22 protein-coding genes are annotated in these 21,282 nt (G+C 71.7%); 14 read left to right on the top strand and 8 right to left on the bottom strand.

Annotated elements, in window-relative coordinates; genetic code table 11:
* Window positions 1–91 precede the first annotated feature (91 nt).
* The 8 genes from K244_RS0108010 to K244_RS0107975 all read left to right on the top strand — a co-directional run bounded on the left by K244_RS0108010 (window position 92) and on the right by K244_RS0107975 (window position 6,754).
* Window positions 92–925 carry an urease accessory protein UreD gene (locus K244_RS0108010; RefSeq protein WP_245259748.1) on the top strand — a complete coding sequence of 278 codons (834 nt, stop codon included), beginning with the start codon at window positions 92–94 and terminating at the stop codon, window positions 923–925.
* A 10-nt stretch (window positions 926–935) separates the two neighbouring features.
* The gene (locus K244_RS0108005; protein WP_020185735.1) at window positions 936–1,238 is read left to right on the top strand and encodes an urease subunit gamma; all 303 of its coding nucleotides are present in this window, start codon (window positions 936–938) and stop codon (window positions 1,236–1,238) included.
* Window positions 1,239–1,248: 10 nt separating this feature from the next.
* A complete protein-coding gene (locus K244_RS0108000) occupies window positions 1,249–1,554 on the top strand; it encodes an urease subunit beta (protein ID WP_020185734.1) in 306 nt (101 codons plus the stop codon).
* Window positions 1,555–1,654: 100 nt separating this feature from the next.
* On the top strand, window positions 1,655–1,897 hold the full coding sequence (locus K244_RS0107995) for a hypothetical protein (RefSeq protein ID WP_020185733.1): 243 nt from the start codon (window positions 1,655–1,657) through the stop codon (window positions 1,895–1,897).
* Window positions 1,894–2,286 (top strand): type II toxin-antitoxin system VapC family toxin, encoded by a 393-nt coding sequence (locus K244_RS0107990; RefSeq protein ID WP_020185732.1) that lies wholly within the window; start codon window positions 1,894–1,896, stop codon window positions 2,284–2,286. Before K244_RS0107995 ends, K244_RS0107990 begins: the two co-directional genes overlap by 4 nt.
* 11 nt (window positions 2,287–2,297) lie before the next feature.
* On the top strand, window positions 2,298–4,010 hold the full coding sequence (ureC, locus tag K244_RS0107985) for an urease subunit alpha (protein WP_020185731.1): 1,713 nt from the start codon (window positions 2,298–2,300) through the stop codon (window positions 4,008–4,010).
* Window positions 4,011–4,372: 362 nt separating this feature from the next.
* A complete protein-coding gene (locus tag K244_RS0107980; RefSeq protein ID WP_020185730.1) occupies window positions 4,373–5,584 on the top strand; it encodes a lytic murein transglycosylase in 1,212 nt (403 codons plus the stop codon).
* A 165-nt stretch (window positions 5,585–5,749) separates the two neighbouring features.
* Window positions 5,750–6,754, top strand: a complete 1,005-nt coding sequence (locus K244_RS0107975) for a tripartite tricarboxylate transporter substrate binding protein (RefSeq protein ID WP_020185729.1) — start codon at window positions 5,750–5,752, stop codon at window positions 6,752–6,754.
* Between the two features lie 98 nt (window positions 6,755–6,852).
* On the opposite strand, the gene K244_RS0107970 is transcribed toward K244_RS0107975, so the two are convergent.
* The 3 genes from K244_RS0107970 to K244_RS23875 all read right to left on the bottom strand — a co-directional run bounded on the left by K244_RS0107970 (window position 6,853) and on the right by K244_RS23875 (window position 8,957).
* Window positions 6,853–7,242: a hypothetical protein gene (locus tag K244_RS0107970; RefSeq protein ID WP_020185728.1), complete on the bottom strand. Its 390-nt coding sequence runs from the start codon at window positions 7,240–7,242 to the stop codon at window positions 6,853–6,855.
* 88 nt (window positions 7,243–7,330) lie between these two features.
* Entirely contained in the window at window positions 7,331–8,734 is a 1,404-nt protein-coding gene (locus K244_RS0107965) for an amidase (protein ID WP_020185727.1), read from the bottom strand.
* The gene (locus K244_RS23875; protein WP_020185726.1) at window positions 8,727–8,957 is read right to left on the bottom strand and encodes a hypothetical protein; all 231 of its coding nucleotides are present in this window, start codon (window positions 8,955–8,957) and stop codon (window positions 8,727–8,729) included. The genes K244_RS0107965 and K244_RS23875 overlap by 8 nt, the downstream gene beginning before the upstream one ends.
* Before the next feature lie 90 nt (window positions 8,958–9,047).
* Between K244_RS23875 and cobG the strand changes: the two genes are divergently transcribed.
* Window positions 9,048–10,307 carry a precorrin-3B synthase gene (cobG, locus tag K244_RS21630; RefSeq protein ID WP_020185725.1) on the top strand — a complete coding sequence of 420 codons (1,260 nt, stop codon included), beginning with the start codon at window positions 9,048–9,050 and terminating at the stop codon, window positions 10,305–10,307.
* 93 nt (window positions 10,308–10,400) lie between these two features.
* On the opposite strand, the gene K244_RS0107950 is transcribed toward cobG, so the two are convergent.
* The gene (locus tag K244_RS0107950; RefSeq protein ID WP_020185724.1) at window positions 10,401–12,086 is read right to left on the bottom strand and encodes a methyl-accepting chemotaxis protein; all 1,686 of its coding nucleotides are present in this window, start codon (window positions 12,084–12,086) and stop codon (window positions 10,401–10,403) included.
* A gap of 413 nt (window positions 12,087–12,499) precedes the next feature.
* Between K244_RS0107950 and K244_RS0107945 the strand changes: the two genes are divergently transcribed.
* Genes K244_RS0107945 through cobJ form a run of 3 tightly spaced genes read left to right on the top strand, consistent with a single transcriptional unit; the run spans window position 12,500 to window position 15,518 of the window.
* Window positions 12,500–13,123: a precorrin-8X methylmutase gene (locus K244_RS0107945; protein ID WP_020185723.1), complete on the top strand. Its 624-nt coding sequence runs from the start codon at window positions 12,500–12,502 to the stop codon at window positions 13,121–13,123.
* Complete coding sequence (locus K244_RS0107940; RefSeq protein WP_020185722.1) at window positions 13,120–13,848, top strand: precorrin-2 C(20)-methyltransferase; 729 nt, start codon at window positions 13,120–13,122, stop codon at window positions 13,846–13,848. Before K244_RS0107945 ends, K244_RS0107940 begins: the two co-directional genes overlap by 4 nt.
* Window positions 13,845–15,518, top strand: coding sequence for a precorrin-3B C(17)-methyltransferase (gene cobJ / locus K244_RS0107935; protein WP_020185721.1), 1,674 nt, complete (start codon window positions 13,845–13,847; stop codon window positions 15,516–15,518). Before K244_RS0107940 ends, cobJ begins: the two co-directional genes overlap by 4 nt.
* Window positions 15,519–15,554: 36 nt before the next feature.
* Here cobJ and cobM read toward each other — a convergent pair whose 3' ends face one another.
* From cobM to K244_RS0107915, 3 genes are all read right to left on the bottom strand, one after another.
* Entirely contained in the window at window positions 15,555–16,316 is a 762-nt protein-coding gene (gene cobM / locus K244_RS0107930) for a precorrin-4 C(11)-methyltransferase (RefSeq protein ID WP_020185720.1), read from the bottom strand.
* 10 nt (window positions 16,317–16,326) lie between these two features.
* Complete coding sequence (gene cbiE / locus K244_RS0107925; RefSeq protein WP_020185719.1) at window positions 16,327–17,565, bottom strand: precorrin-6y C5,15-methyltransferase (decarboxylating) subunit CbiE; 1,239 nt, start codon at window positions 17,563–17,565, stop codon at window positions 16,327–16,329.
* 256 nt (window positions 17,566–17,821) lie between these two features.
* Window positions 17,822–18,583 (bottom strand): cobalt-precorrin-6A reductase, encoded by a 762-nt coding sequence (locus K244_RS0107915; protein ID WP_020185718.1) that lies wholly within the window; start codon window positions 18,581–18,583, stop codon window positions 17,822–17,824.
* A 77-nt stretch (window positions 18,584–18,660) separates the two neighbouring features.
* Between K244_RS0107915 and cobA the strand changes: the two genes are divergently transcribed.
* A complete protein-coding gene (gene cobA, locus K244_RS0107910; protein WP_051460101.1) occupies window positions 18,661–19,518 on the top strand; it encodes a uroporphyrinogen-III C-methyltransferase in 858 nt (285 codons plus the stop codon).
* Complete coding sequence (locus tag K244_RS0107905) at window positions 19,515–20,810, top strand: cobyrinate a,c-diamide synthase (protein WP_020185716.1); 1,296 nt, start codon at window positions 19,515–19,517, stop codon at window positions 20,808–20,810. Before cobA ends, K244_RS0107905 begins: the two co-directional genes overlap by 4 nt.
* On the opposite strand, the gene K244_RS0107900 is transcribed toward K244_RS0107905, so the two are convergent.
* The gene (locus K244_RS0107900) at window positions 20,775–21,206 is read right to left on the bottom strand and encodes a DUF1636 domain-containing protein (RefSeq protein WP_020185715.1); all 432 of its coding nucleotides are present in this window, start codon (window positions 21,204–21,206) and stop codon (window positions 20,775–20,777) included. The genes K244_RS0107905 and K244_RS0107900 overlap by 36 nt on opposite strands.
* Between the last annotated feature and the right edge of the window lie 76 nt (window positions 21,207–21,282).

Here is a 21,282-nt window from a genome sequence, read left to right as displayed (position 1 = left end):
CCGTTAACCGCGGTTAACGCCCGGTCGACGCTTGGCAAACCGCTTCGCCGCAACGCATCATCCCGACGAACGGCACGCGGACGGACGAGACGTGACCACAGCGCTTCAGCGGCGGGACGGGATGCGGCAGCGCGCCAAGGGCGCGGCGACGGTCGCCTTCGCGCGCCGGTTCGACGCGACGCGCCTCGCCGACCTTGCGCAGTCCGGGGCGCTGCGGGTGCTGTTCCCGCGTCCGGAGCCGGGAGCGCCGCCGACGGCCGTGCTCGCGAACATCGGCGGCGGGATCGCCGGCGGCGACAGGCTGGCGGTCGAGGTCCGGTGGGGCGCGGACTGTGAGGCGATCGCGACCACCCAGGCGGCCGAAAAGGTCTATCGCGCCCTCGACATGGCGGCCGAGGTCGAGACGCGGCTTCAGGTGGAGCGGGGCGCGCGCGCCTGCTGGCTGCCGCAGGAGACCATCCTGTTCGACGGCGTGTCGCTGGAGCGCCGGCTGGAAGCCGACGTCGACCCCGACGCCACGCTGATCGCCTGCGAGAGCGTCGTCTTCGGCCGCACCGCCCGGAACGAGACGGTCGCCCGCGGCCGGCTCGTTGACCGCTGGCGGCTTCGCCGCGGCGGAAAGCTCGTCTTCGCCGACACGCTGGCCCTCGACGGCGCGGTGGCCGACACGCTGGCGCGACCCGCGATCGGCGGCGGCGCCACGGCGGCCGCGACCCTCGTGATGATCGCGCCCGACGCCGAAGCCCGGCTCGACGGCGTCCGTGCGTTGCTGGAGACGGCGCGGTCGGAAGCGGGCGTCAGCGCCTTCGACGGCTGTCTCGTCGCCCGCTTCGTCGCGCGCGAGGCGCCGGCGCTCCGGCGCGACCTCGCTTTGTGCCTCGAACATCTGACGGGGCGCCCGTTGCCCCGCGTCTTCGCGTTCTGAAGGAGCCCCAATGAACCTCACCCCCCGCGAAAAGGACAAGCTCCTCATCAGCATGGCAGCGGTGGTCGCCCGCCGTCGCCTGGAGCGTGGCGTCAAGCTGAACCACCCCGAGGCGATCGCGCTGATCGCGGACTTCGTGGTGGAAGGCGCCCGCGACGGTCGCACCGTCGCCGAGCTGATGGCCGCCGGCGCCAAGGTGCTGACGCGCGAGCAGGTGATGGAGGGCGTGCCCGAGATGATCCACGACGTGCAGGTGGAGGCGACGTTCCCGGACGGGACCAAACTCGTCACCGTCCACGAACCGATCCGGTGAGGAGAACGTCATGATCCCCGGTGAAGTTTTTCCCGCCTCCGGCGACATCGAGCTGAACGCCGGCGCGCCGACGGTGACGCTCGACGTCGCGAACACGGGCGACCGGCCGATCCAGGTCGGCAGCCACTACCACTTCGCGGAGACCAACGCGGGGCTCGCCTTCGACCGCGCCAAGGCCCACGGCATGCGCCTCGACATCGCCGCCGGCACCGCCGTGCGTTTCGAGCCCGGGCAGACCCGCACGGTGACGCTCGTGCCCTATGGCGGCGACCGGAAGGTGTTCGGCTTCCGGGCGGACGTCATGGGGCCGTTGTGATAGTGTTGAAGCTCTAGGCGTAATGGAACAGCGAGCGCCGCAGATGCCCACATACAGAGCTGAGGTTCGGTCCGACGGGTCCGTCGTTCTTCCGGAGGACTTGAGGGAGCGGCTGGAGATCAAGCCGGGCGTTCCGGTCGAGTTCTTTCTTGCCTATGACGGTCAGGTGCATTTTCACGCCATCACCGAGACCGCTTGGGGTTGGAACAAGCTCTTCGAGAAGCGTGTTCCGCCGCTTTCGATCCGGGAGATGGACGACGCGATCGTCGAAACGGTCACCGAAGACGACGATCGCATCAGGTCTTACGGTGTGGCGAAGACGCACGGTCGCGCCGCTGAATGATCAGCGTCGACACGAACATTCTCGTCCGCCTTTTCACCGGCGACGATGAGGCGCAGACCGCCCGAGCCGCGCGCTTGGTGGATGAGGCGGACGAGCCCGTCTTCGTGAATCTCATCGTCGTTCTTGAAACGCTCTGGACGCTCAAACGGGCCTATCGGTTCGATGAGGATCGGCTCGTGATCGTTCTACGGAAGCTGACCGAACATCCCGCGATCATATGCAGCCACAAGGACCTCATGCGCGACGCGGCTCATCGCACCAAGGAGGAGGGCGGCGACCTCCCTGACAACCTCATCGCCTTGATGAACCAGTCCGCGGGCTGCTCCACCACGTTCACTTTCGACCGCGACGCCGCCCAAAGCGACGGCTTCACCCTCCTCACCGACTGAGATCCCATCCCATGCCCGCAAAGATCTCCCGCTCGGCCTATGCCGATATGTTCGGCCCGACTGTCGGCGATCGCCTGCGGCTGGCGGACACGGACCTCATCATCGAGGTGGAGAAGGACTTCACTACCTATGGCGAGGAGGTGAAGTTCGGCGGCGGCAAGGTCATCCGCGACGGCATGGGGCAGTCGCAGGCGAGCCGGGCGCAAGGGGCGGTCGACACCGTGATCACCAACGCGCTGATCGTCGACCATGGCGGGATCATCAAGGCGGACGTCGGCCTGAGGGACGGCCGCATCGCCGCCATCGGCAAGGCCGGCAACCCGGACGTGCAGCCGGGCGTGACGATCGTCGTCGGACCCGGCACCGAGGTGATCGCGGGCGAGGGCAAAATCCTGACCGCAGGGCTGATCGACGCACACATTCACTTCATCTGCCCGCAGCAGGTGGACGACGCGATCGCCTCCGGCGTCACCACCATGATCGGCGGAGGCACGGGTCCCGCGACCGGCACCACCGCAACCACCTGCACGCCCGGTCCCTGGCATCTGGCGCGGATGATCGAGTCCGCCGAGGCCTTCCCCGTCAACCTGCTGTTCTCCGGCAAGGGCAACGCGTCGCTGCCGTCTGCGCTTGAGGAGCAGATCCGCGGCGGGGCGGCGGCGCTGAAGCTGCACGAGGACTGGGGCACCACGCCCGCCGCGATCGACTGCTGCCTCACCGTCTGCGACGCCTTCGACGTCCAGGCCATGCTGCACTCCGACACGCTGAACGAGAGCGGCTTCGTGGAGGACACGATCGCCGCCTTCAAGGGCCGCACGATCCACGCCTTCCACACCGAAGGCGCCGGCGGCGGCCATGCGCCCGACATCATCAAGGTCGCGGGCCTTCCGAACGTCATCCCGTCGTCGACCAACCCGACGCGGCCCTACACGGTGAACACGCTCGACGAGCATCTCGACATGCTCATGGTGTGCCACCACCTCGATCCCTCGATCTCCGAGGACGTCGCCTTCGCCGAGAGCCGCATCCGCAAGGAGACGATCGCGGCCGAAGACATCCTCCACGACATGGGCGCGCTCTCCATCATCTCGTCCGACAGCCAGGCCATGGGCCGGGTGGGCGAGGTCGGCATCCGCACCTTCCAGACCGCCCACAAGATGAAGGTCCAGCGGGGGCGGTTGAAGGGCGAGGCCGGCGACAACGACAACCTGCGGGTCCGTCGCTACATCGCCAAGATCACGATCAACCCAGCAATCGCGCACGGGATCTCGTCGCATGTCGGCTCGGTCGAGGTCGGCAAGCTCGCGGATCTCGTGCTGTGGTCGCCGGCGTTCTTCGGCGTGAAGCCGGACCTCGTGCTCAAGATGGGCATGATCGCCGCCGCCCCGATGGGCGACCCCAACGCCTCGATCCCGACGCCGCAGCCGATGCACTACCGCCCGATGTTCGGCTCGTTCGGACGCGCGCTGCAGAAGTCGTCGGTGATCTTCACCTCGAAGGCGGCGATCGAGGACGGCCTCGGCCAGCGCCTCGGCCTCACGCGCGAACTCGTGGCTGTGACGAACGTGCGCGGCGGGATATCCAAGGCCAGCATGATTCTGAACGACGCCACGCCGGTCATCGAGGTCGACCCCGAGACCTACGACGTGCGCGCCGACGGGGAGCTTCTCACGTGCGAACCGGCCGACGTCCTGCCCATGGCGCAGCGGTATTTTCTGTTCTGAGCCGTTTTCGGGCGATTCCCGTGGCCGTCTTATCCGCGGCGTCGTTCCGGCTGAAGCGTCAGCGGAATGCCGGAACCCATCACCCCAACGGGTCCAAGCGAACCTTGCAATTGTCGCGGTTCTGCCGAGACCGGCGGGTTGATGGGCTCCGGGACAAGCCCGGAGCGACGTGGGCTTGGGGCGGCGGCAGCGCGAGGCTCGCGGGAGTGCGTGCTTCGAGACGGCCCTTCGGGCCTCCTCAGCATGAGGAGCTCTTTGGTTCCAGAAGACAAAACTTCCTCATGCTAAGGAGCGCGTCAGCGAGGCGTCTCGAAGCCCGCAGCTGTGTCGGGCGCGCGGCGGCGGCATGGGCGCTCGCTCTGGTGCTGGGCCTCGCGCTTCCCGCGCATGCGGAAACCCTGCCTGAAGCCCAGCGGCCACCCGTCGAGGCGGCGTTCAGGGCCTGGCTCGGCTCCGCCGTTCGTCCGGCGGCGCTGAAGGCGGGCGTTTCCGCGCAGACCTTCGATACCGCGACGCGGGACATCGCGCTGGATTGGAGCCTGCCGGACCTGGCGCCGCCCGGCGCGCCGCCGGCGCGCGCGCAGCGTCAGCCGGAATTCTCCGATCCCGCCCGCTATGTCGCCGAGGGCAACTTCGCGGCGCTCGTGAAGGAGGGCCGCGTCGAGCTCGCAAAATGGAAGGCCGCGTTCGACCAGGTTGAAAAGCGCTTTGGCGTGCCGCGCGAGATCGTGGCGGCGATCTGGGCGCGCGAATCGCGCTTCGGGCGGGCTTCGATCCCCTATTCCGCGGTGCGGGCGCTCGCGACCGAGGCCTTCATGGGCGCGCGCAAGGAGCAGTTCTTCCCAGAATTCGTCGCGGCGCTGAAGATCCTGGAAGGCGACCACGTCAGCCTCGCCGCCATGAAGAGCTCCTGGGCCGGCGCCATGGGCCAGCCGCAGTTCCTGCCGTCGAAGTATCTCGAGAACGCCGTCGACATGGACGACGACGGCCGCCGCGACATCTGGGCCTCCGTGCCCGACAGCCTCGGATCAATCGCGAATTATCTGCGCAAGCACGGCTGGGTCGCAAGCCGGTCGTGGGGCGTCGAGGTCGAGCTTCCAGCCGAGGTCGCCTGCACGCTGGAGGGGCCGGACCAGGGCCTCACCGTCGCGCAATGGACTGCGGCGGGCGTCGCGCCGAAGCCGGGCGGAGCCCTTCCTAGGGAGACGGGGCGAAAACTGTTCCTGCTGAACCCCGCCGGGCGTTCGGGGCCGGCGTTCCTCGTCTCCGAGAACTTCTATGTGCTGAAGGAATACAACGAGAGCGACCTCTACGCGCTGTTCGTGGGCCATCTTGCGGACCGGTTCGGCGCCGGTCGGCCGATCGCCGGCTCCTGGACCGCGCCGAAGGGCTTCGACCGCACCGACGTCGCGGCCATGCAGCGGCGGCTGGAGGCTCAAGGGCACGACGTCGGCACGGCGGACGGCCTCGTCGGGTTCCGCACCCGCGTCGCCATCGGACGCTGGCAGGCGGGCAAGGGGCAGGCGCCGACCTGCTATCCCGACGCGGGGCTGGTGAAGACCGTCGGCAGGTGAGCCGGTCGCTCCGAGCCCCGACGCGCTTGTGATCGCGAGCGCATCGTCCGGCCTGAACGGCGCCCGGGACCCCGTCGACCAAGCCGCGGCGGCATGCCACAGTCACGCGCCTTAGGCGCGCTCAGGTCTTCGTCAGGCCCGCAAGAAACGAAAAAGGGAACGTCGATGTCGAACGAGAATCTCATCCTCACGCGCCGGCGCTTTGGCGGCCTGATCGGGGCCGCGGCGGGCTCCGCGGCGCTTGGCCCTCTCGCGGCGCCCGCGCTGGCGCAGGGGTTCCCGGGCCGGCCCGTCACGCTGATCGTGCCGTTCGCGCCGGGCGGCTCGACCGATCTCGTCGCGCGGCTGGTGGCGGCCAAGATGAGCGAGACGCTTGGCCAGCAGGTGATCGTGGACAACCGCGGCGGCGCCGGCGGCAACCTCGGCGCGGGCACGGTCGCGAAGGCGGAGCCGGACGGCTACACCATCCTGATGGGCACGGTCGCGACCCATGCCCTGAACCCCGCGCTCTACAAGAAGATCTCCTACAACGCCGAGACGGACTTCGCGCCGATCTCGCTGCTCGTGAACGTGCCGAACGTGCTCACCGTCAATCCGAACTTCGGCGCGAAGACCGTGCAGGAGCTGATCGACATGGCGAAGAAGGAGCCCGGCAAATACTCCTACGCCTCGTCCGGCAACGGCTCGCCGCTGCATCTCTCGGGCGAGCTGTTCAAGAAGCTCGCGGGCATCGACCTGATCCACATCCCCTACAAGGGCTCGGGCCCGGCGCTGGTGGACGTGATCGCGGGGCAGGTGCCGATCCAGTTCGACAACATGCCGTCCTCGACCGAGCACATCAAAGCCGGCCGCCTGCGCGCGCTCGGCGTGACGACGGCGAAGCGGGTGCCGACGTTCCCGGACCTGCCGGCGATCGCCGAGACGCTGCCGGGCTACGACACCTACTCGTGGAACGCTTTGTTCGCCCCGAAGGGAACGCCGCCGGAGGCGATCGCCAAGCTGAACGAGGTCGCGGTCAAGGCCGTGAACGATCCGACCGTGAAGGCGAAGCTCTCCGACTTCAGCGCGGTGATCGTGGGCTCGACCCCGGAAGAGCTCGCGACGCTGGTGAAGACCGAGCTCGCCAAGTGGGCGCCGATCGTGAAGGACTCCGGCGCGCAGATCGACTGATGCGAGGGGCGGGAGCGCGCCGCGTTCCATGCGCCCAAACACAAAAAAGCGGCGTCACGAGACGCCGCTTTTTCATTTCATAGCCTTGAAGCCGAAGCTCAGAACCAGCCGCCGCGGCGGCCGCCGCGCTCGTACCAGCGGCGGTCTTCTTCCTGGCTGGCGTAGACGATCGCCGCGACGACGCCGACGCCGATCGCGAGCCCAAGCAGCGAAAGGCCAGGGTTGCGCTGCACGACATGGCTGGCGCGACGGCCGTAATACACGGCGTTGTCGGCGGCCGACTGCAGCGCGTCGACGCCGTCGTCGTAGAGCGTGCTCGCGCCGGGGCCGAACGACTTCGCCGCCGAGCGGGCGCGCTTGCGGGCGTCGCGGGCGCGCTCGCCGGCGAGGGTCGACACACGGTCGCCCAGCTCCGCGATGGTGTCGCGAAGGTGCGCCAGCTGATCGCCGGCGTCGCCTGCAAGGCCGCTTACTTTACGATCCACCATGGTCAAACCCCTTCAGTTTCCGGAAATTATAGACGGCAAAACCCGTCTTCGTTCCGTACAACGCACGAGAGCCCGAGAGGTTCCGGGGTCAGGCGCGGTCCTGCGGCCGCTTGCGGTGGTGGTCCGTGGCGCTCTGGAACGCTTCGCCTAGGGTGAGCAGCGCGGAATCGTTGAACGGCTGCCCCATCACCTGGACGCCGATTGGAAGCCCGTCGCGCGAGAACCCCGCCGGCAGCGCGATCGCGGGAAGCCCAAGATAGTTCACCGGCCGCATCAAGGCGGAGACCGCAGCGACCACGCCGTCGAACCGCGCGCCGACGTCGGTGTCGGCGATCGGCGGGGCGGGGAAGCGCGCGACAGGGGCGATCACCGCATCGCAGGCGCCCATGTGCTCGATCCGCCGCGCGAGCGCCGGCCCACGTCCGCGCAGCGCGTCGACGTACTGCACGCCGGAGTAGCCGAAGCCGTTGATGAGCCGGGCGCGCGTCTGCTCGCCGTAAAGCTCCGGACGCTCCGCAAGGTTGCGTCGGTGCAGGGCCGCGGCCTCGGCGCCGAGCGCGATCAGCGCCGCGCTGCTGAGGAGCGCCTCGTCCGGCAGGTCGACCGAGACGATGCGGCAGCCAAGCGAGCGGAAGGTCTCGATTCCTTGCTGGAAGGCGCTGGCGACGTCGGCGTCGAGGTCCTCCACATAGAAGCTCGTCGGCACGCCGATGGTCATGGCGGCGGCCGGTCGGTCGTCCTCCAGCCAGAGCTCGCCGGTCTCGCCGTCCAGCGGATCGGGTCCCGCGATCAGCCGCATGATCAGCCGCAGGTCGCGGGCGGACCGGGCGAGCGGGCCGACGGTGTCGAGGGTGGACGACAGCGGCATGGCGTTCGCGCGGCTGACGAGGCCAAGCGTGGTCTTCAGTCCCGTCACGCCGCAGAAGTGCGCGGGCAGCCGCACCGAGCCGCCGGTGTCGGAGCCGAGCGCCGCGTAGGTCAGGCCCGCCGCCACCGCGACGCCGGAGCCGGACGAGGAGCCGCCGGTGATGCGCGCGGGATTCCAGGGGTTTCGGGCGTGGCCGAAATGGCTGTTGTGGCCGGTTACGCCATAGGCGAACTCCGCCATGCCGAGCGCGCCGAGCCGGATCTGGCCGGCCGACTCCAGCCGCTCCAGAACGGTCGCGGTTTCTGTCGCGACCCAGTCGGCCCGGAGCGCCGAGCCGCAGCTCACGACCTTGCCGGCGGCGTAGAACATGTCCTTGTGAGCGAGCGGCACGCCGTGCAGCGGGCCGGTCGGTTCCGACGCGTCGGCCCTGTCGGCGGCGAGCAACGCGGCCTCGGGCTCGAACGACACGAAGGCGTTGACGTGGGGCTGCCAGCGCTCGATGCGGGCGATCAGCGCCTCGGTCAGTTCGCGAGCGGACACGCGTTTCGCCGCCACTGCGGCCGCGGCGTCCACAAGGTCGAGATAGGCGAGGTCGGTCGCGTCCGTGATGGCGGTCTCAGTCATGGAAACCGCCGGCGCTGCGGGCCGCTGCGGCGATCGTCCGGCGCAGACGCACAAAGTCGGCGGGCTGGTCCTCGAAGCCGAGCGCATCCTGAAAACCCGCCGCCGCAGCGGTCACGGCGCTCACCGATCGGGCGACGCGGTCGCCGCTCTCCGCGTCGATGGCGAGGCCTCCGAGCGCGGCGATGGCGCGGGCGGTCTCCGGCGTCAGCGGTTCGTGCGGCATGCGGCCTCGTGTCCCTGTGTTCGGCGCGCGGACGATCCGCGCGATCCCGCCGCCCTTGCGTTTTCCGTGCCAGAGGGCGACGACAACGCCATGGCCGACTGTCCTGGCATAGCGCATCTCGCTGAGATGGCCGATGGCGGCCTCGCGCGTGTCCGCACGCCCGGCGGTCGCCTGAGCGCGGACCAGGCGCGCGCGGTGGCGGACGCCGCCGAGACGCTCGGCTCCGGCGTTATCGATCTCACCAACCGCGCCAATCTCCAGATTCGCGGGCTGCCGCTCGACGCCGGCCCCAGGCTCGGCGAGCGGCTCGCCGCCGCCGGTCTCTACGTGGGCGGGGAGGCCGACCGGCGGCGCAACGTGCTGCTCGATCCGCTCGCCGGGCTCGACCCGACCGAGATCGTCGATCTCAGGCCACTGGCCGCCGCGGTGGCGGATGCGCTGGGCTCCGCGGATGTCGCCGCCGATCTCTCGCCGAAATTCTCGGTCGCGCTCGACGGAGGAGGCCGCGCCGGGCTCGCCGCCACGGCCTCCGATCTGACGCTGTTGGTCCTGCGCGGCGCGGAGGGGCGGGTCGCTCTGGCGCTCGCGCTCGCCGGCCGGCCGCTGGGCGTCGCGACGGGGCAGGAGACCGCGGTCGCCGCGATCCTCGCGGTCGCCCACGCCGCCGCGGCGCTCGGCCCCGACACCCGCGCGCGCGATCTCGCGCCGCATGTCGTCGCCGCCGATCTCGTCGCGTCCGGCCTCGCCGCGCCCGGCGCCGACGTCGTCTGGCCGTCCGAGGTCCGTCCGATCTTCGGCGCGCTGCCGGGGTCGCGCTCCGGGAGCCGCGCGGCGGTGGTCGTTCCCGTGGCCGTGGGGCGGCTTGACGTCGGCCAGCTGCGCTGGCTGGCCGCCCGCGCAGACGAGGACGGGGAGGGCGCGCTGGTGCTGGCGCCCTGGTCCGCGGTGGTGCTGCCGGGCGTCGCGCCGGCGAGGGCCGCCGACCTGCTGAGACGGTCGGAAGCGGCGGGGTTCCCGCCCGTCGCCGTCGTGGAGCGCCTGACCGTCGTCGCCTGCGCGGGCGCGCCCTCCTGCGTCCGCGCCCGCGAGCCCGCGAAAGCCGCCGGCCTCGCTCTGCTCGCCCGCGCCGCGGCCAGCGGCGCGGCGCCGCTCGCGCGCGTGCACCTCTCCGCCTGCGGCAAGGGCTGCGCAGGCCCCGCGGACGCCGACCTGCTGCTGCTCGGCGCGAGCGACGCTCCCGGCTGGACCCTCCACGGCGACGCCGCGCCCCGCCGGCCGGGACCCGTCTTGGGCCGGCTTCCCAACGCCGACGCCGACGCGATCCTGGGCTGGCTGCAGCGGCGGGGGTGATCGGCCGGCATGATTTCCCGCGTCGAAAGCGCCTGAACGCGAACGCCGCCCGGAGGGACGGCGTCGCAGGCTCGCAGCGTGGAGGGAGCGACGTCAGGCGGCGCGGATGGTTGCGAGGAACTTGTTGACTTCGGTACTGAGGCTCGTCGACTGACGGGACAGTTCGGAGGCCGCGCCCAGCACCTGGGCCGCGGCGGCGCCCGTCTCGTCCGCCGCCTGGGAGACGCCCGCGATGTTGCTCGTCACTTCGTTCGCGCCGCTTGCAGCCTGAGAGACGCTGCGGGCGATCTCCTGGGTCGCCGCGCCCTGCTGCTCGACCGCGGTCGAGATCTGCGACGCGCCATGGCTGATTTCCTTGATGCGGCTGGCGATGCCGCCGATGGCGCCGACCGCTTGTCCGGTCGAGGACTGGATGCGGGCGATCTGGCTGGAGATCTGCTCCGTCGCCTTGGCGGTCTGGCTGGCGAGATCCTTCACCTCCGCGGCGACGACCGCGAAGCCCTTGCCGGCCTCGCCGGCGCGGGCCGCCTCGATGGTCGCGTTGAGCGCGAGCAGGTTGGTCTGGCCCGCGATCGTCGAAATCATCGCGACGACGTCGCCGATCTTGGTGGCGGCGTCAGCGAGGTTCTCGACCACCAGCCCGGTTTCATCGGCCTCGGCGACGGCGGTGTGGGCGAGGCTGGCCGACCCCGCGACCTGACGGCGGATCTCGCCGACGGAGACGCCGAGCTCCTCGGCCGCGGCCGCCACCGTGCGGACGCTGACGGCGGCTTCTTCGGCGGCCGCTGCGACCGTGTTCGACTGGGCGGCGGTCTCGGTCGCCGTCGACGACATCGAGCGGGCGGTGGCTTCGAGCTCGGTGGAGGCTGACGTCACGATCGAGATGATGCCGGACACGGCCATCTCGAATCCGTCGGCCATGTCGCGCATGGTCTTCTTGCGCTGCTCTTCGGCCGAGGCGCGGGCGAGCACGGATTCTTCCTCGAGCTGCCTGATGCGGATCAGGCCGCCCTTGAAGATCTGCACGTTGTCGGCGATCAGGCCGATCTCGGTGTTTGCGCCCTGATGCGGCACCTCCGCGGTCAGGTCGCCGGCGGCCAGCCGCTTCATCGGGTCGACGATCGAGGCGATGCCCTTGTTGACGCCGCGGATGATGAAGAACGCGAGGGCGAAAGCCGAGAGCGCCGCGACGATCGCGATGGTCAGGATCATCGTCCTGACCGAGTCCGAACTTTCCGCGCTCTCCTTGACGACGGCGTCGGCGGCCACGTCGTTCAGCGTCACCATCTTGTCCAGAGCGTCCATGGCTTCGCGCGCGCTGACCCGGTTCACGAGGTTCTCCGCGACCGCGTCGCCCTTCCGGCCGGCGACGGCGGCGGCCACGACATCGGGAAGCTTGGCGGCGTAGCTCTTCCACTGGGTCTTGAAGGTGTCGAACAGCTCACGTTCGCCCGGAAGCGAGACCAGCGACTCGTGATCCTTGGCGCGTTTTTCGATGGCTGCGATCTTGTCCTTCAGGCGAGCGCTCTCGCTGGCAAGATCGGCCTTGTCGTCGAAGCTGATGATGTTGGCCACGCTCAGGCGGACGTCGATGACCGAGGCGCGCAGCGTCGCGGCGGAGCGGACGCTCGGCAGCATGTGCGCGCCGAGCAGGTCGTTCGCGCTGGAGAGCGTCTGCGCGCCCATGATCGCGGCGACGCCGAGCGCGGCCAGGGAGGCGATGAGAAGGCCGAAGCCGCCGATGAGCTTCTTGCTTATCGAAAGATCAAATTTGTGCATTCCACCAGTCCCCGAAACAGCCCGTGTCCTACCGCGCTGGCGTGAACGTGTCATGATGTGGCTAATGAGAGATTAAAATGAAGTAATCAATCGATAATCGTATGAGGATTGCATCGATCGATGTGAAGGTTAGCTGCGCTGTTGTCGCCAGAAAATAGTTTTGCGTCATTTCCGCACAGCATTCGGCCGCGTCGTTCTGGAACGGAAGGTCTCAGGGCGGTCGGTCACGATGCGTTATCGCCACAAGCATCGTCCGTCGGCGGATCGACGTCGCGCCTTCGGCCATCTCCTATCGGCCCATTCCGTCAATGGCGCGCGCCGACGTCGGAGCTCGGGACGCCCGTCGGATTGCCCCCTTGCCAGCCGGCGCCGCCCCCGTCACAAGGCTGTCGCGAGGCTTCAGGGCGGGCGTGATGGACTATGTGAAGGACGGGGCGGAGATTTATCGCCGCTCGTTCGCGACGATCAGGGCGGAGGCCGATCTTGGGGGACTGCCCGACGACGTCGCCGGAGCCGTGGTGCGGATGATCCACGCCTGCGGCATGACCGATCTGCCCGCCGACGTCCGGTTCGACCCCGCCGTGGTCGCGGCCGGCCGCGCCGCGCTGCGCAACGGCGCGCCCATCATCACCGACGCCAAGATGGTCGCCTCCGGCGTCACGCGATCCCGCCTGCCGGCCGACAACGAGGTGCTGTGCTTCCTCGACGACCCGCGCACGCCGGGGCTCGCGGCCGACCTCGGAACCACGCGCTCCGCCGCCGCCGTCGAGCTGTGGCGCGATCGGCTGGACGGGGCGGTGGTCGCGATCGGCAACGCGCCGACGACGCTGTTTCACCTGCTTGAGCGGCTCGACGCCGGCTGGCCGAAGCCCGCGGCGATCCTCGGCCTGCCCGTCGGCTTCATTGGGGCGGCCGAATCGAAGGACGAACTGGCGTCGAACCCCCGCGGCGTCCCGTTCCTCACGCTGCTCGGACGGCGCGGCGGCAGCGCGATGACGGTGGCCGCAATCAACGCCGTCGCGGACCCGAAGGAATGACCGCCCCCGGACGACTTTCCGGCGTCGGCGTCGGGCCCGGCGATCCGGAGCTCCTGACGCTGAAGGCGCTGCGCCTGATCCAGCAGGCGCAGGTCATCGCCTATCCCGCCGCCAAGGCCGGCAACGGCGTGGCGCTCGCCGCCGCCCGCCCGCATCTCCGCCCCGACCAGGAGCTGCTGCCGCTGGTCTATCCGGTGACGGCGAGCCCGGAGGCGGATCTGCCGTCCTACCCGCAGGTGATGCGCGACTTCTACAACGCGAGCGCCGAGGACATCGCCTCCCGCCTGGACCGTGGCCTCGACGTCTGCGTGCTGTGCGAGGGCGACCCGTTCTTCTACGGCTCCTTCATCTATTGGCACCACCGCCTGAAGGACCGCTACGAGACCACGGTGACGCCGGGCGTCTCCTCGGTGATGGCGGCCCCGGTCGCGCTCGGCCGTCCGCTGGTGCTCCGCCGCGACACCGTCACCGTCATCCCCGGCACGCTGCCGGCGGAGGAGCTGACGCGACGGCTCGCCGCCGCCGACGCCGCCGTCGTCATGAAGCTCGGCCGCACCTTCGCAAAGGTCCGCGCGTCGCTGGACGCCGCCGGCGTGCTGGAGCGGGCGTTCTACGTCGAGCGCGCCAGCCAGGAGCGCGAGCGCGTGCTGCCGGCCGCCGAGGTTGACCCGGCCTCCGTGCCCTACTTCTCCATCATCGTCTTGCCCGGTCTCGAGACGCCGTGACGCGCGACGCCGCGCCTCGGCCGATCGTCTTCGCCTTCAACGCCTCCGGCGCCGAGACCGCGCGGCGGACGGCTTCGGCCGTGGGCGGGGAGACGGCGGGCCTCGCAGGCCGCGTCACGGGTCTCGACGGCGTCTTCGAGGACGCCGCCAGCGCGGTGGCGGAGGCGTTTCGCGCGGGCCGGCCGATCTTCGGCGTCTGCGCCGCGGGCATCCTGATCCGCCTGATCGCGCCTCTTCTCCGGGACAAGCATGTGGAGCCGCCGGTGCTGGCGGTGTCCGACGACGGCGCGGCGGTGGTCCCGCTGCTCGGCGGCCTCGCCGGCGCGGATGCTCTGGCGCGGACGGTCGCCGCGGCGCTGGGCGGCGCGGCGGCCATCACCGGCGCGGGCGCCCGCCGCTTCGGTCTCGTGCTGGAAAGCCCGCCGCACGGCTACGTGCTGGCGAACCCGCAGGACGCCAAGCGCGCCACCTCCGACCTGCTGGCCGGCGCCCGCGCCCGGATCGAGGGCGAGGCGCCCTGGCTCCGCGCGTCCGACCTGCCGCAGGGCGACGACGGCGCGGTGCTGCTGCGGGTGACCGCGGAGGACGTTCCCGCGCCGGCCGACGGCCTGCTGTTCCACCCGCAGGTGCTGGTCGCGGCCTTCGACCGGCCCGACATGGCGACGCTCGAGGCCTTCGACGCCGCGGTGGCGCGGCTCGCCCTGGCGCCGGCCGCGTTGGGGGCGGCGCTGGCGCCGGAAGGCGCGCCGCTGCACCACCTCTTCGTCGAGGCGCTCGCCGCGCGCGGCGTTCCGCTCAGGATCGTCGAGCAGCGGCTGGAGGACGGCGAGACGATCCACGCCGAGCCCGGCCTGCGCATCCATCGCTTTCCGGCGCCCGTCGCGCCCGAGGATTTTGGGCGCGCGCCCGGCCGCGTGACGGTGGTCGGCCTCGGCCCCGGCCCGCGCGGCTGGCTGACCCCGGAGGCGGCGGCGGCGCTCGACCGCGCCTCCGATCTCGTGGGCTACGAGCCCTATCTCGCCATGGCGCCGGAGCGCGCCGGCCAGCGCCGCCACGGCTCCGACAACCGCGTCGAAGTCGAGCGCGCGCAGGCGGCGCTGACGCTCGCGGCTCAAGGGCGCGAGGTGGCGGTGGTCTCCTCCGGCGACGCCGGCGTGTTCGGCATGGCGGCGGCCGTGATGGAGGCGCTGGAGGCGGCGCCCGCGGGCTGGCCCTCGGTCGCGGTCGAGGTCACGCCCGGCGTCTCCGCCATGCAGGCCGCCGCCGCCCGCCTCGGCGCGCCTCTCGGCCACGATTTTGCGACCATCTCGCTGTCGGACTACCTGAAGCCCTGGGAGATCATCGCCCAGCGGCTCTCCGCCGCGGCCGAGGGCGACTTCGTCATCGCGCTCTACAACCCGGCCTCCAAGACCCGCCGCGAGCAGCTCTTCCGTGCGCTGGACATCCTCCGCGCCCGGCGCGCGCCGGAGACGCTGGTGGCGTTGGCGCGCAGCGTCGGTCGGACAGGCGAAGGCTTCACCCTGACGACGCTGGGCGACCTCGACCCCGACCTTGTCGACATGCGCACGCTGGTGCTGATCGGATCGTCCAAAACCCGCGCCTTCGCCCGCGCCGACGGCAAGACGTGGGTCTACACGCCCCGCAGTTATTTCGCTGACGAGGCGGGCTGACGTGGTTCTTGGCCGATGCGGCGGGCTGAGTACGCCTCACTCCGTCGCCGGTTTCAGATGCCGGTCGTGGGCGGCGTCGTAGAGCGCGCTTGTCGCGTCGCCTGCGCCCCGGAGCGCCCAGCCCACCAGCACCAGCGCCGTGCGCTCCACGCCATAAGGCGCGACCTTCTCGACGATGTCGGCGAGCGTCCCCCGCACGATGACCTCGTCGGGCCAGGTCGCGCGGGCGACCAGCGCGACGGGGCAGTCCGCCCCGTAGAGCGGGGTCAACTCGGCTGCGATGCGGGGAAGCTGCTTCGCGGCGAGGTGCAGGGCGAGCGTGCCGCGGGACGCCGCCACGTTCGCAAGCGTCTCGGCCGGGGGCATCGGCGAGGCGCGGCCGGAGAGCCGGGACAGGACGACCGTTTGCACGACTTCGGGCACCGTCAGCTCGACCCCGAGCCGCGCGGCGGCGGCGGCGAAGGCCGGCACGCCGGGGGTGATCTCGTACGGGATGCCGCGGGCGGCGAGCGCCGAGAACTGCTCGGCCGTCGCGCCGTAGAGCGAGGGGTCGCCCGAGTGCACGCGCGCGACGTCCAGCCCCGCCGCGTGCGCCGCCTCGAATTCGGCGACGATCTCCTCCAGCGCCATGCCGGCGGTGTCCCGCACGCGCGCGCCCTGCGGCGCGTAGGCCACCACCGCCTTCGGCACCAGCGAGCCGGCGTAGAGGCAGACGGGGCAGCGGGCGATCAGGTCGCGGCCGCGCACGGTGATGAGGTCCGGGTCGCCAGGGCCTGCGCCGATGAAATGGACGGTCATGCCCGTCTCCTTAGCCACGCGGCTTGGTGGCGACGAACTGGGTGACCGGCATCGCTGGCCGCCAGCCGGTCATGCGGCCCACCGGTTCGGCGTTCGCGATCTGGAGGCGGACGAGGTCGCCCTCCAGCGTCCCGCGCGCTGCGAGCAGCTTCGTCTCAGTCTCCAGCGTCACGGCGTTGGCGACGAGCCGCCCGCCGGGCTTCAGCGCGGCCCAGCAGATCTCCAACGCGCCGGGCGCCGTCGCGCCGCCGCCGAGGAACACCGCGTCGGGCCGGGGCAAGCCGGCGAGGCCTTCCGGCGCGGCGGCCTCGCGCACGTCGAGCGTGGGGACGCCGAGTCGGGCGGCGTTGGCGCGGGCGCGGGCGGCGCGGTCTGCGCGCGGCTCCAGCGCGATGGCGCGCGCCCCGCGGGCGGCGCGCATCCATTCGATTCCGATCGAGCCCGAGCCTGCGCCGACGTCCCAGAGCAAAGCGCCGGGGAGGGGAGCGAGCCGCGCCAGCGTCAGCGCCCGCACCTCGCGGCGCGTGATCTGGCCGTCGTTGGCGAAGGCGTCGTCGGGCAGGCCCGGCACGCGCGGCAGCAGGCGCGCGTCCGGCCCCGCCACGCAGGCGATCGCGATCGTGGTGAGCGCGTCGAAGCTGCGGTCGCCGACCGCATGGGCGGGCAGCGACGTCGCCGCGGCGTGAGGCCCGCCGAGCCGCTCGAGCACTGTGACCGCGCTGTCGCCGTAGCCATGGGCGACCAGCAGCGCGGCGGCCGCGGCGGGTGTCGCGCCGTCGGCGGAGAACAGCACGATGCGGGCGCCGTCGTGAAGCTCGGCCGCGAGCGTCTCCACCGGCCGGCCGCAGGCGGTGACGAGGGCGGTGGAGGCGACCGGCCACAGCATCGCCGCGCAGGCGAGCTGGAAGGCGGAGGGCGCCGGCAGCACGGTCATCTCCTCAGGCCCCACCCGCCCGAGCAGCGTGGCGGCGACGCCGTGGAGCAGCGGATCGCCGCTCGCCAGCACGACGGCCGGCCGGCCGCGCCAGGAGACGAGCACGTCGAGGAACGGCAGCATGGGCGAGGGCCAGGCGTGGCGCTCGGCCTTCGGAGACGCCTCGGCCGGGATCAGCGCGAGGTGGCGCGCGCCGCCAACGACCTTCTCCGCGGTCGCGAGCGCCGCGCGGGCCGCGAGGCCGAGACCGTCGAGGCCGTCCTCATTGACGCCGACCACGGTGAGCCAGCGGGGGTGATCAGGGGAGCGGGTCATGGGATCCGGGCGCCGGCTCTGGGGGGAGTGCGTGCTTCGAGACGCATGCCTTACGGCATGCTCCTCAGCATGAGGAGGTGAGAGATAGGTTTAGGGCGCGCGCGGACCGTCGTCGCCGCTCGCAACCGTCATGTCACCCTCGCCGTCATGGTCCGGCTTGACCGGACCATCCATGTCCGACGTCGATCTCTACGCCGCAGATGGGTCCTCCGGTCGAGCCGGAGGACGACGGGTGAGGGTGGCCCAGGAGGTTGCGTCAGTCGGATCTCAACCCGAGCATCTCCCTCGCAAGCCGCGCGGCCTCCTCGACGCTCTCCGCCGTCACACCTTCGGGGCGGGGCGGTCGCTCCACCATGACGACCGGCAGCCCCAGTTCCCGCGCGACCACCAGTTTCGCCTCCGCCGCCGGGCCGCCGCTGTTTTTCGAGACGACGGACCCGATCCCCCGTGTCGCGAACAGCTGGCGCTCCGCCTCCAGCGCGAAGGGGCCGCGGTCGCAGAGGAAGGTCGCCGCCGGATGGTCGAAGGGCGCGTCGGGCGGGTCGATCACGCGGAGCAGAAGCGTCAGGTCGCGGCGGGCGGCGAAGGGCGCGATCTCCTGGCGGCCGACGGTGACGAAGCAGGGGCCGTCCGTCGCCGGCGCCAGCGCGGCGGCGGCCGTCACGTCGGGCGCCGTCCGCCAGTCGTCGCCGGGTTGAGGCCGCCACGCCGGCCGCTCCACATGAATCAGCGGAGTCCCGGTCGTCCCGCAGGCCGCGGCGGCGTTGGCCTTCATGCGGGCGGCGAAAGGGTGCGTGGCGTCAATCACCAGCGCCACGCGTTCGGCCTTGAGATAGGCCGCGAGCCCCTCCGCGCCGCCGAATCCGCCGACGCGCGCGTGTCCCACGGGCTGGCGCCGCGCGCCGGTGCGGCCGGCGAAGGAGGTGGTGACGTCATAGCCGAGCTTCGAAAAGCGCTCAGCCGCGGCGAAGCCCTCGGACGAGCCGCCAAGCACCAGAACGCGCGGACAGGCCGCCATCACAGCGCCGCCTTTATCCGAAACGACGTGGCGGCGCGGGATTGTGCGGCGCCGTCCGAACCGCCATGGTCCCGCGCATGTCGACTGCCTCTGATCCCGCGCGCGTTCATTCCGCCCCCGTCGCCTTCGATCCCGCTTTCGCGCGCGCGCTGCCCGTGTTCGCCCCAGGCGCCGTCTGGCTGGTCGGCGCAGGCCCGGGCGATCCCGGCCTGCTGACGCTTCAGGCCGCCTGGGGACTGTCACAGGCCGATGTCGTCTTCTTCGACGCGCTCGTCAACGACGCCGTGCTGAACTTCGCCGCGCCCGCCGCCGAGCTCGCCTTCGTCGGCAAGCGCGCCGGGTGTCCCTCGCCGAAGCAGTCCGAGATCAACGCCCGGCTGATCGACGCCGCCCGCGCGGGCAAGCGCGTGCTGCGACTGAAGGGCGGCGACCCCTACGTCTTCGGGCGCGGGGCCGAAGAGGCTCAGGGGCTCGTCGCGGCCGGCGTGCCGTTCCGGGTCGCGCCGGGGGTGACCGCCGGCGTCGGCGGGCTGGCCGCAGCCGGCATCCCGGTGACGCACCGCGACGTCAACCAGTCCGTCACCTTCCTCACCGCCCACGACGCCTCGGGCGGCCTGTCCGCAAGGCTCGACTGGGCCGCGCTGTCCGCGGGCTCGCCCGTGCTGGTGGTCTACATGGGGTTCCGCCTCATGCGGGTGATCGCCGAGAAGCTGATGGAGGCCGGGCGTCCGGCCTCCGAGCCCGCGGCCATCGTGGCGCAGGCCACCACCCCGCGCCAGAAGGTGGTGCGCACCACGCTGGGCCGGCTCGCCGCAGGCGAGGACGCGGGCGGCCTCGAGCCGCCGGTGCTGGTGGTGGTCGGCGGGGTCGTGGCGCTGGCGCCCGTGCTCGGCGTCGGCGGCTACGCCGCGCCTTCGGATGAGGCTGGCGGATGACGCCCGCGCTGGTCGTCGCCGCGCCGGCCAGCGGTTCGGGCAAGACCACGCTGACGCTCGGCCTCTTGCGGGCGTTCCGCTCGGCGGGCGTCGCGGTGGGCTCCGCGAAGATCGGGCCGGACTACATCGATCCGCGTTTCCACGCGGCCGCGACCGGACGGCCCTGCCTCAACCTCGACGGCTGGGCGATGCGCCGCGACCGGGTGCTGACGTTGGCGACGGAGGCGGGCGAGGGGGCCGAGCTGCTGGTCGTCGAGGGCGTCATGGGCCTGTTCGACCGCGCGGCCGAGACCGGCGTGGAGGGGCGGGGCGGCACTGCGGAGGTCGCCGGCATGCTGGACGCGCCGGTCGTGATGGTCGTCGACACGGGCGGCATGGCGCAATCGGTCGGCGCGCTGGTCGACGGGTTTCGCCGACGCTACCCCGAGGTCGCGGGCGTGGTGCTGAACCGGGTCGCGAGCCCCCGCCACGAGGCGCTGCTGCGCGAGGGCTGCGCGGAGGCGGGGGTCGCGGTGTTCGGCGCGCTGCCGCGCCGTGTGGAGCTCAAGACGCCGTCGCGGCATCTCGGCCTCGTCCAGGCTGAGGAGATGTCGGACCTCGAGGGCTTCCTCGACCGCGCCGCGGCGCTGGTCTCAGCCCATGTGGACCTCGACGGGATCCGGGCGCTGGCGCGGCCCCTGCCGCGCGCCGTCTCTCACGTCGGCCGCCCGGCGGTTCCGCCGCTGGGCTCCCGCATCGCCGTCGCTTCCGACGTCGCGTTCCGCTTCGCCTATCCCCACCTGCTGGAAACCTGGCGGGAGAGCGGCGCCGAGCTCATGCCGTTCTCGCCGCTGGCCGACGAAGCGCCGGCCGCGGACGCCGACGCGGTCTACCTGCCCGGCGGCTACCCCGAACTCCACGCCGGCCGGCTGGCGGCGGCCGGGCGTTTCCGGATCGGCATGGCCGACGCGGTCGATCGCGGGGCGGCCGTGTTCGGCGAGTGCGGGGGCTACATGGCGCTCGGCGACGGCCTCGTGGACGCGGACGGCGTCCGCCACGCCATGCTCGGCCTGCTCCGGCTCGAGACCTCGTTCGCGATGCGAAGGCTGCATCTGGGCTACCGGCACGCGACGCTCGTCGCGGACAGCGCGCTCGGCGCTCACGGCGCGGCCTACCGGGCGCACGAGTTCCACTACGCCTCGGTGCTCGCCGAGACGGGCGACCCGCTGTTCCAGCTTCCCGACGGAACCCGCTGCGGCCTGGCCGCAGGACCGGTGTCAGGCTCCTTCCTGCACCTCATCGACGGCGGCTGACGCCGGTTCCTCCACCAAGGGGTGGGATACGCCATGCGGCGGCAGGCGGGCGATGGTGTTCTTGCGCACCACCTGCGGGCGCGCGCGCCACGACGGGACTCCGTCCGCGCTCTCGGCGTGGGCGAGCGCGAAGCCGACGAGGTCGGCGGCGTCGAGCGGCGACAGGTTGCCGACCACATAGCCGAACTTGGCCTCGCCCGAGACCGTGGCCGAACAGGCGCGCGAGCAGGCGGAGAGGCAGGCGATGGCCTTCACCTCCACCGTCGCTGCCGCCTCGCGCAGGGCGACCGCGGCGACGACCTCGCGCAGCAGAACGGCGCCGGGACGTTCGACGTCTTCGGGCGCGCCTTCGGGACGGCAGGTGCGGCAGATCGTGAGGGTGACCGGCATGCTCATGGCCCGCTCCTAGCATCAAACCTAGCCGTCCGACCACTTGACCAAGCGGCGCGCCCTGTGCGGTTTGCGGCCATCG

It is taken from the genome of Methylopila sp. 73B (assembly GCF_000526315.1).
Taxonomy (GTDB): domain Bacteria; phylum Pseudomonadota; class Alphaproteobacteria; order Rhizobiales; family Methylopilaceae; genus Methylopila.
The sequence above is the reverse complement of the archived record's forward strand: the minus strand, read 5'-3'. Positions and strand labels throughout refer to the sequence as shown.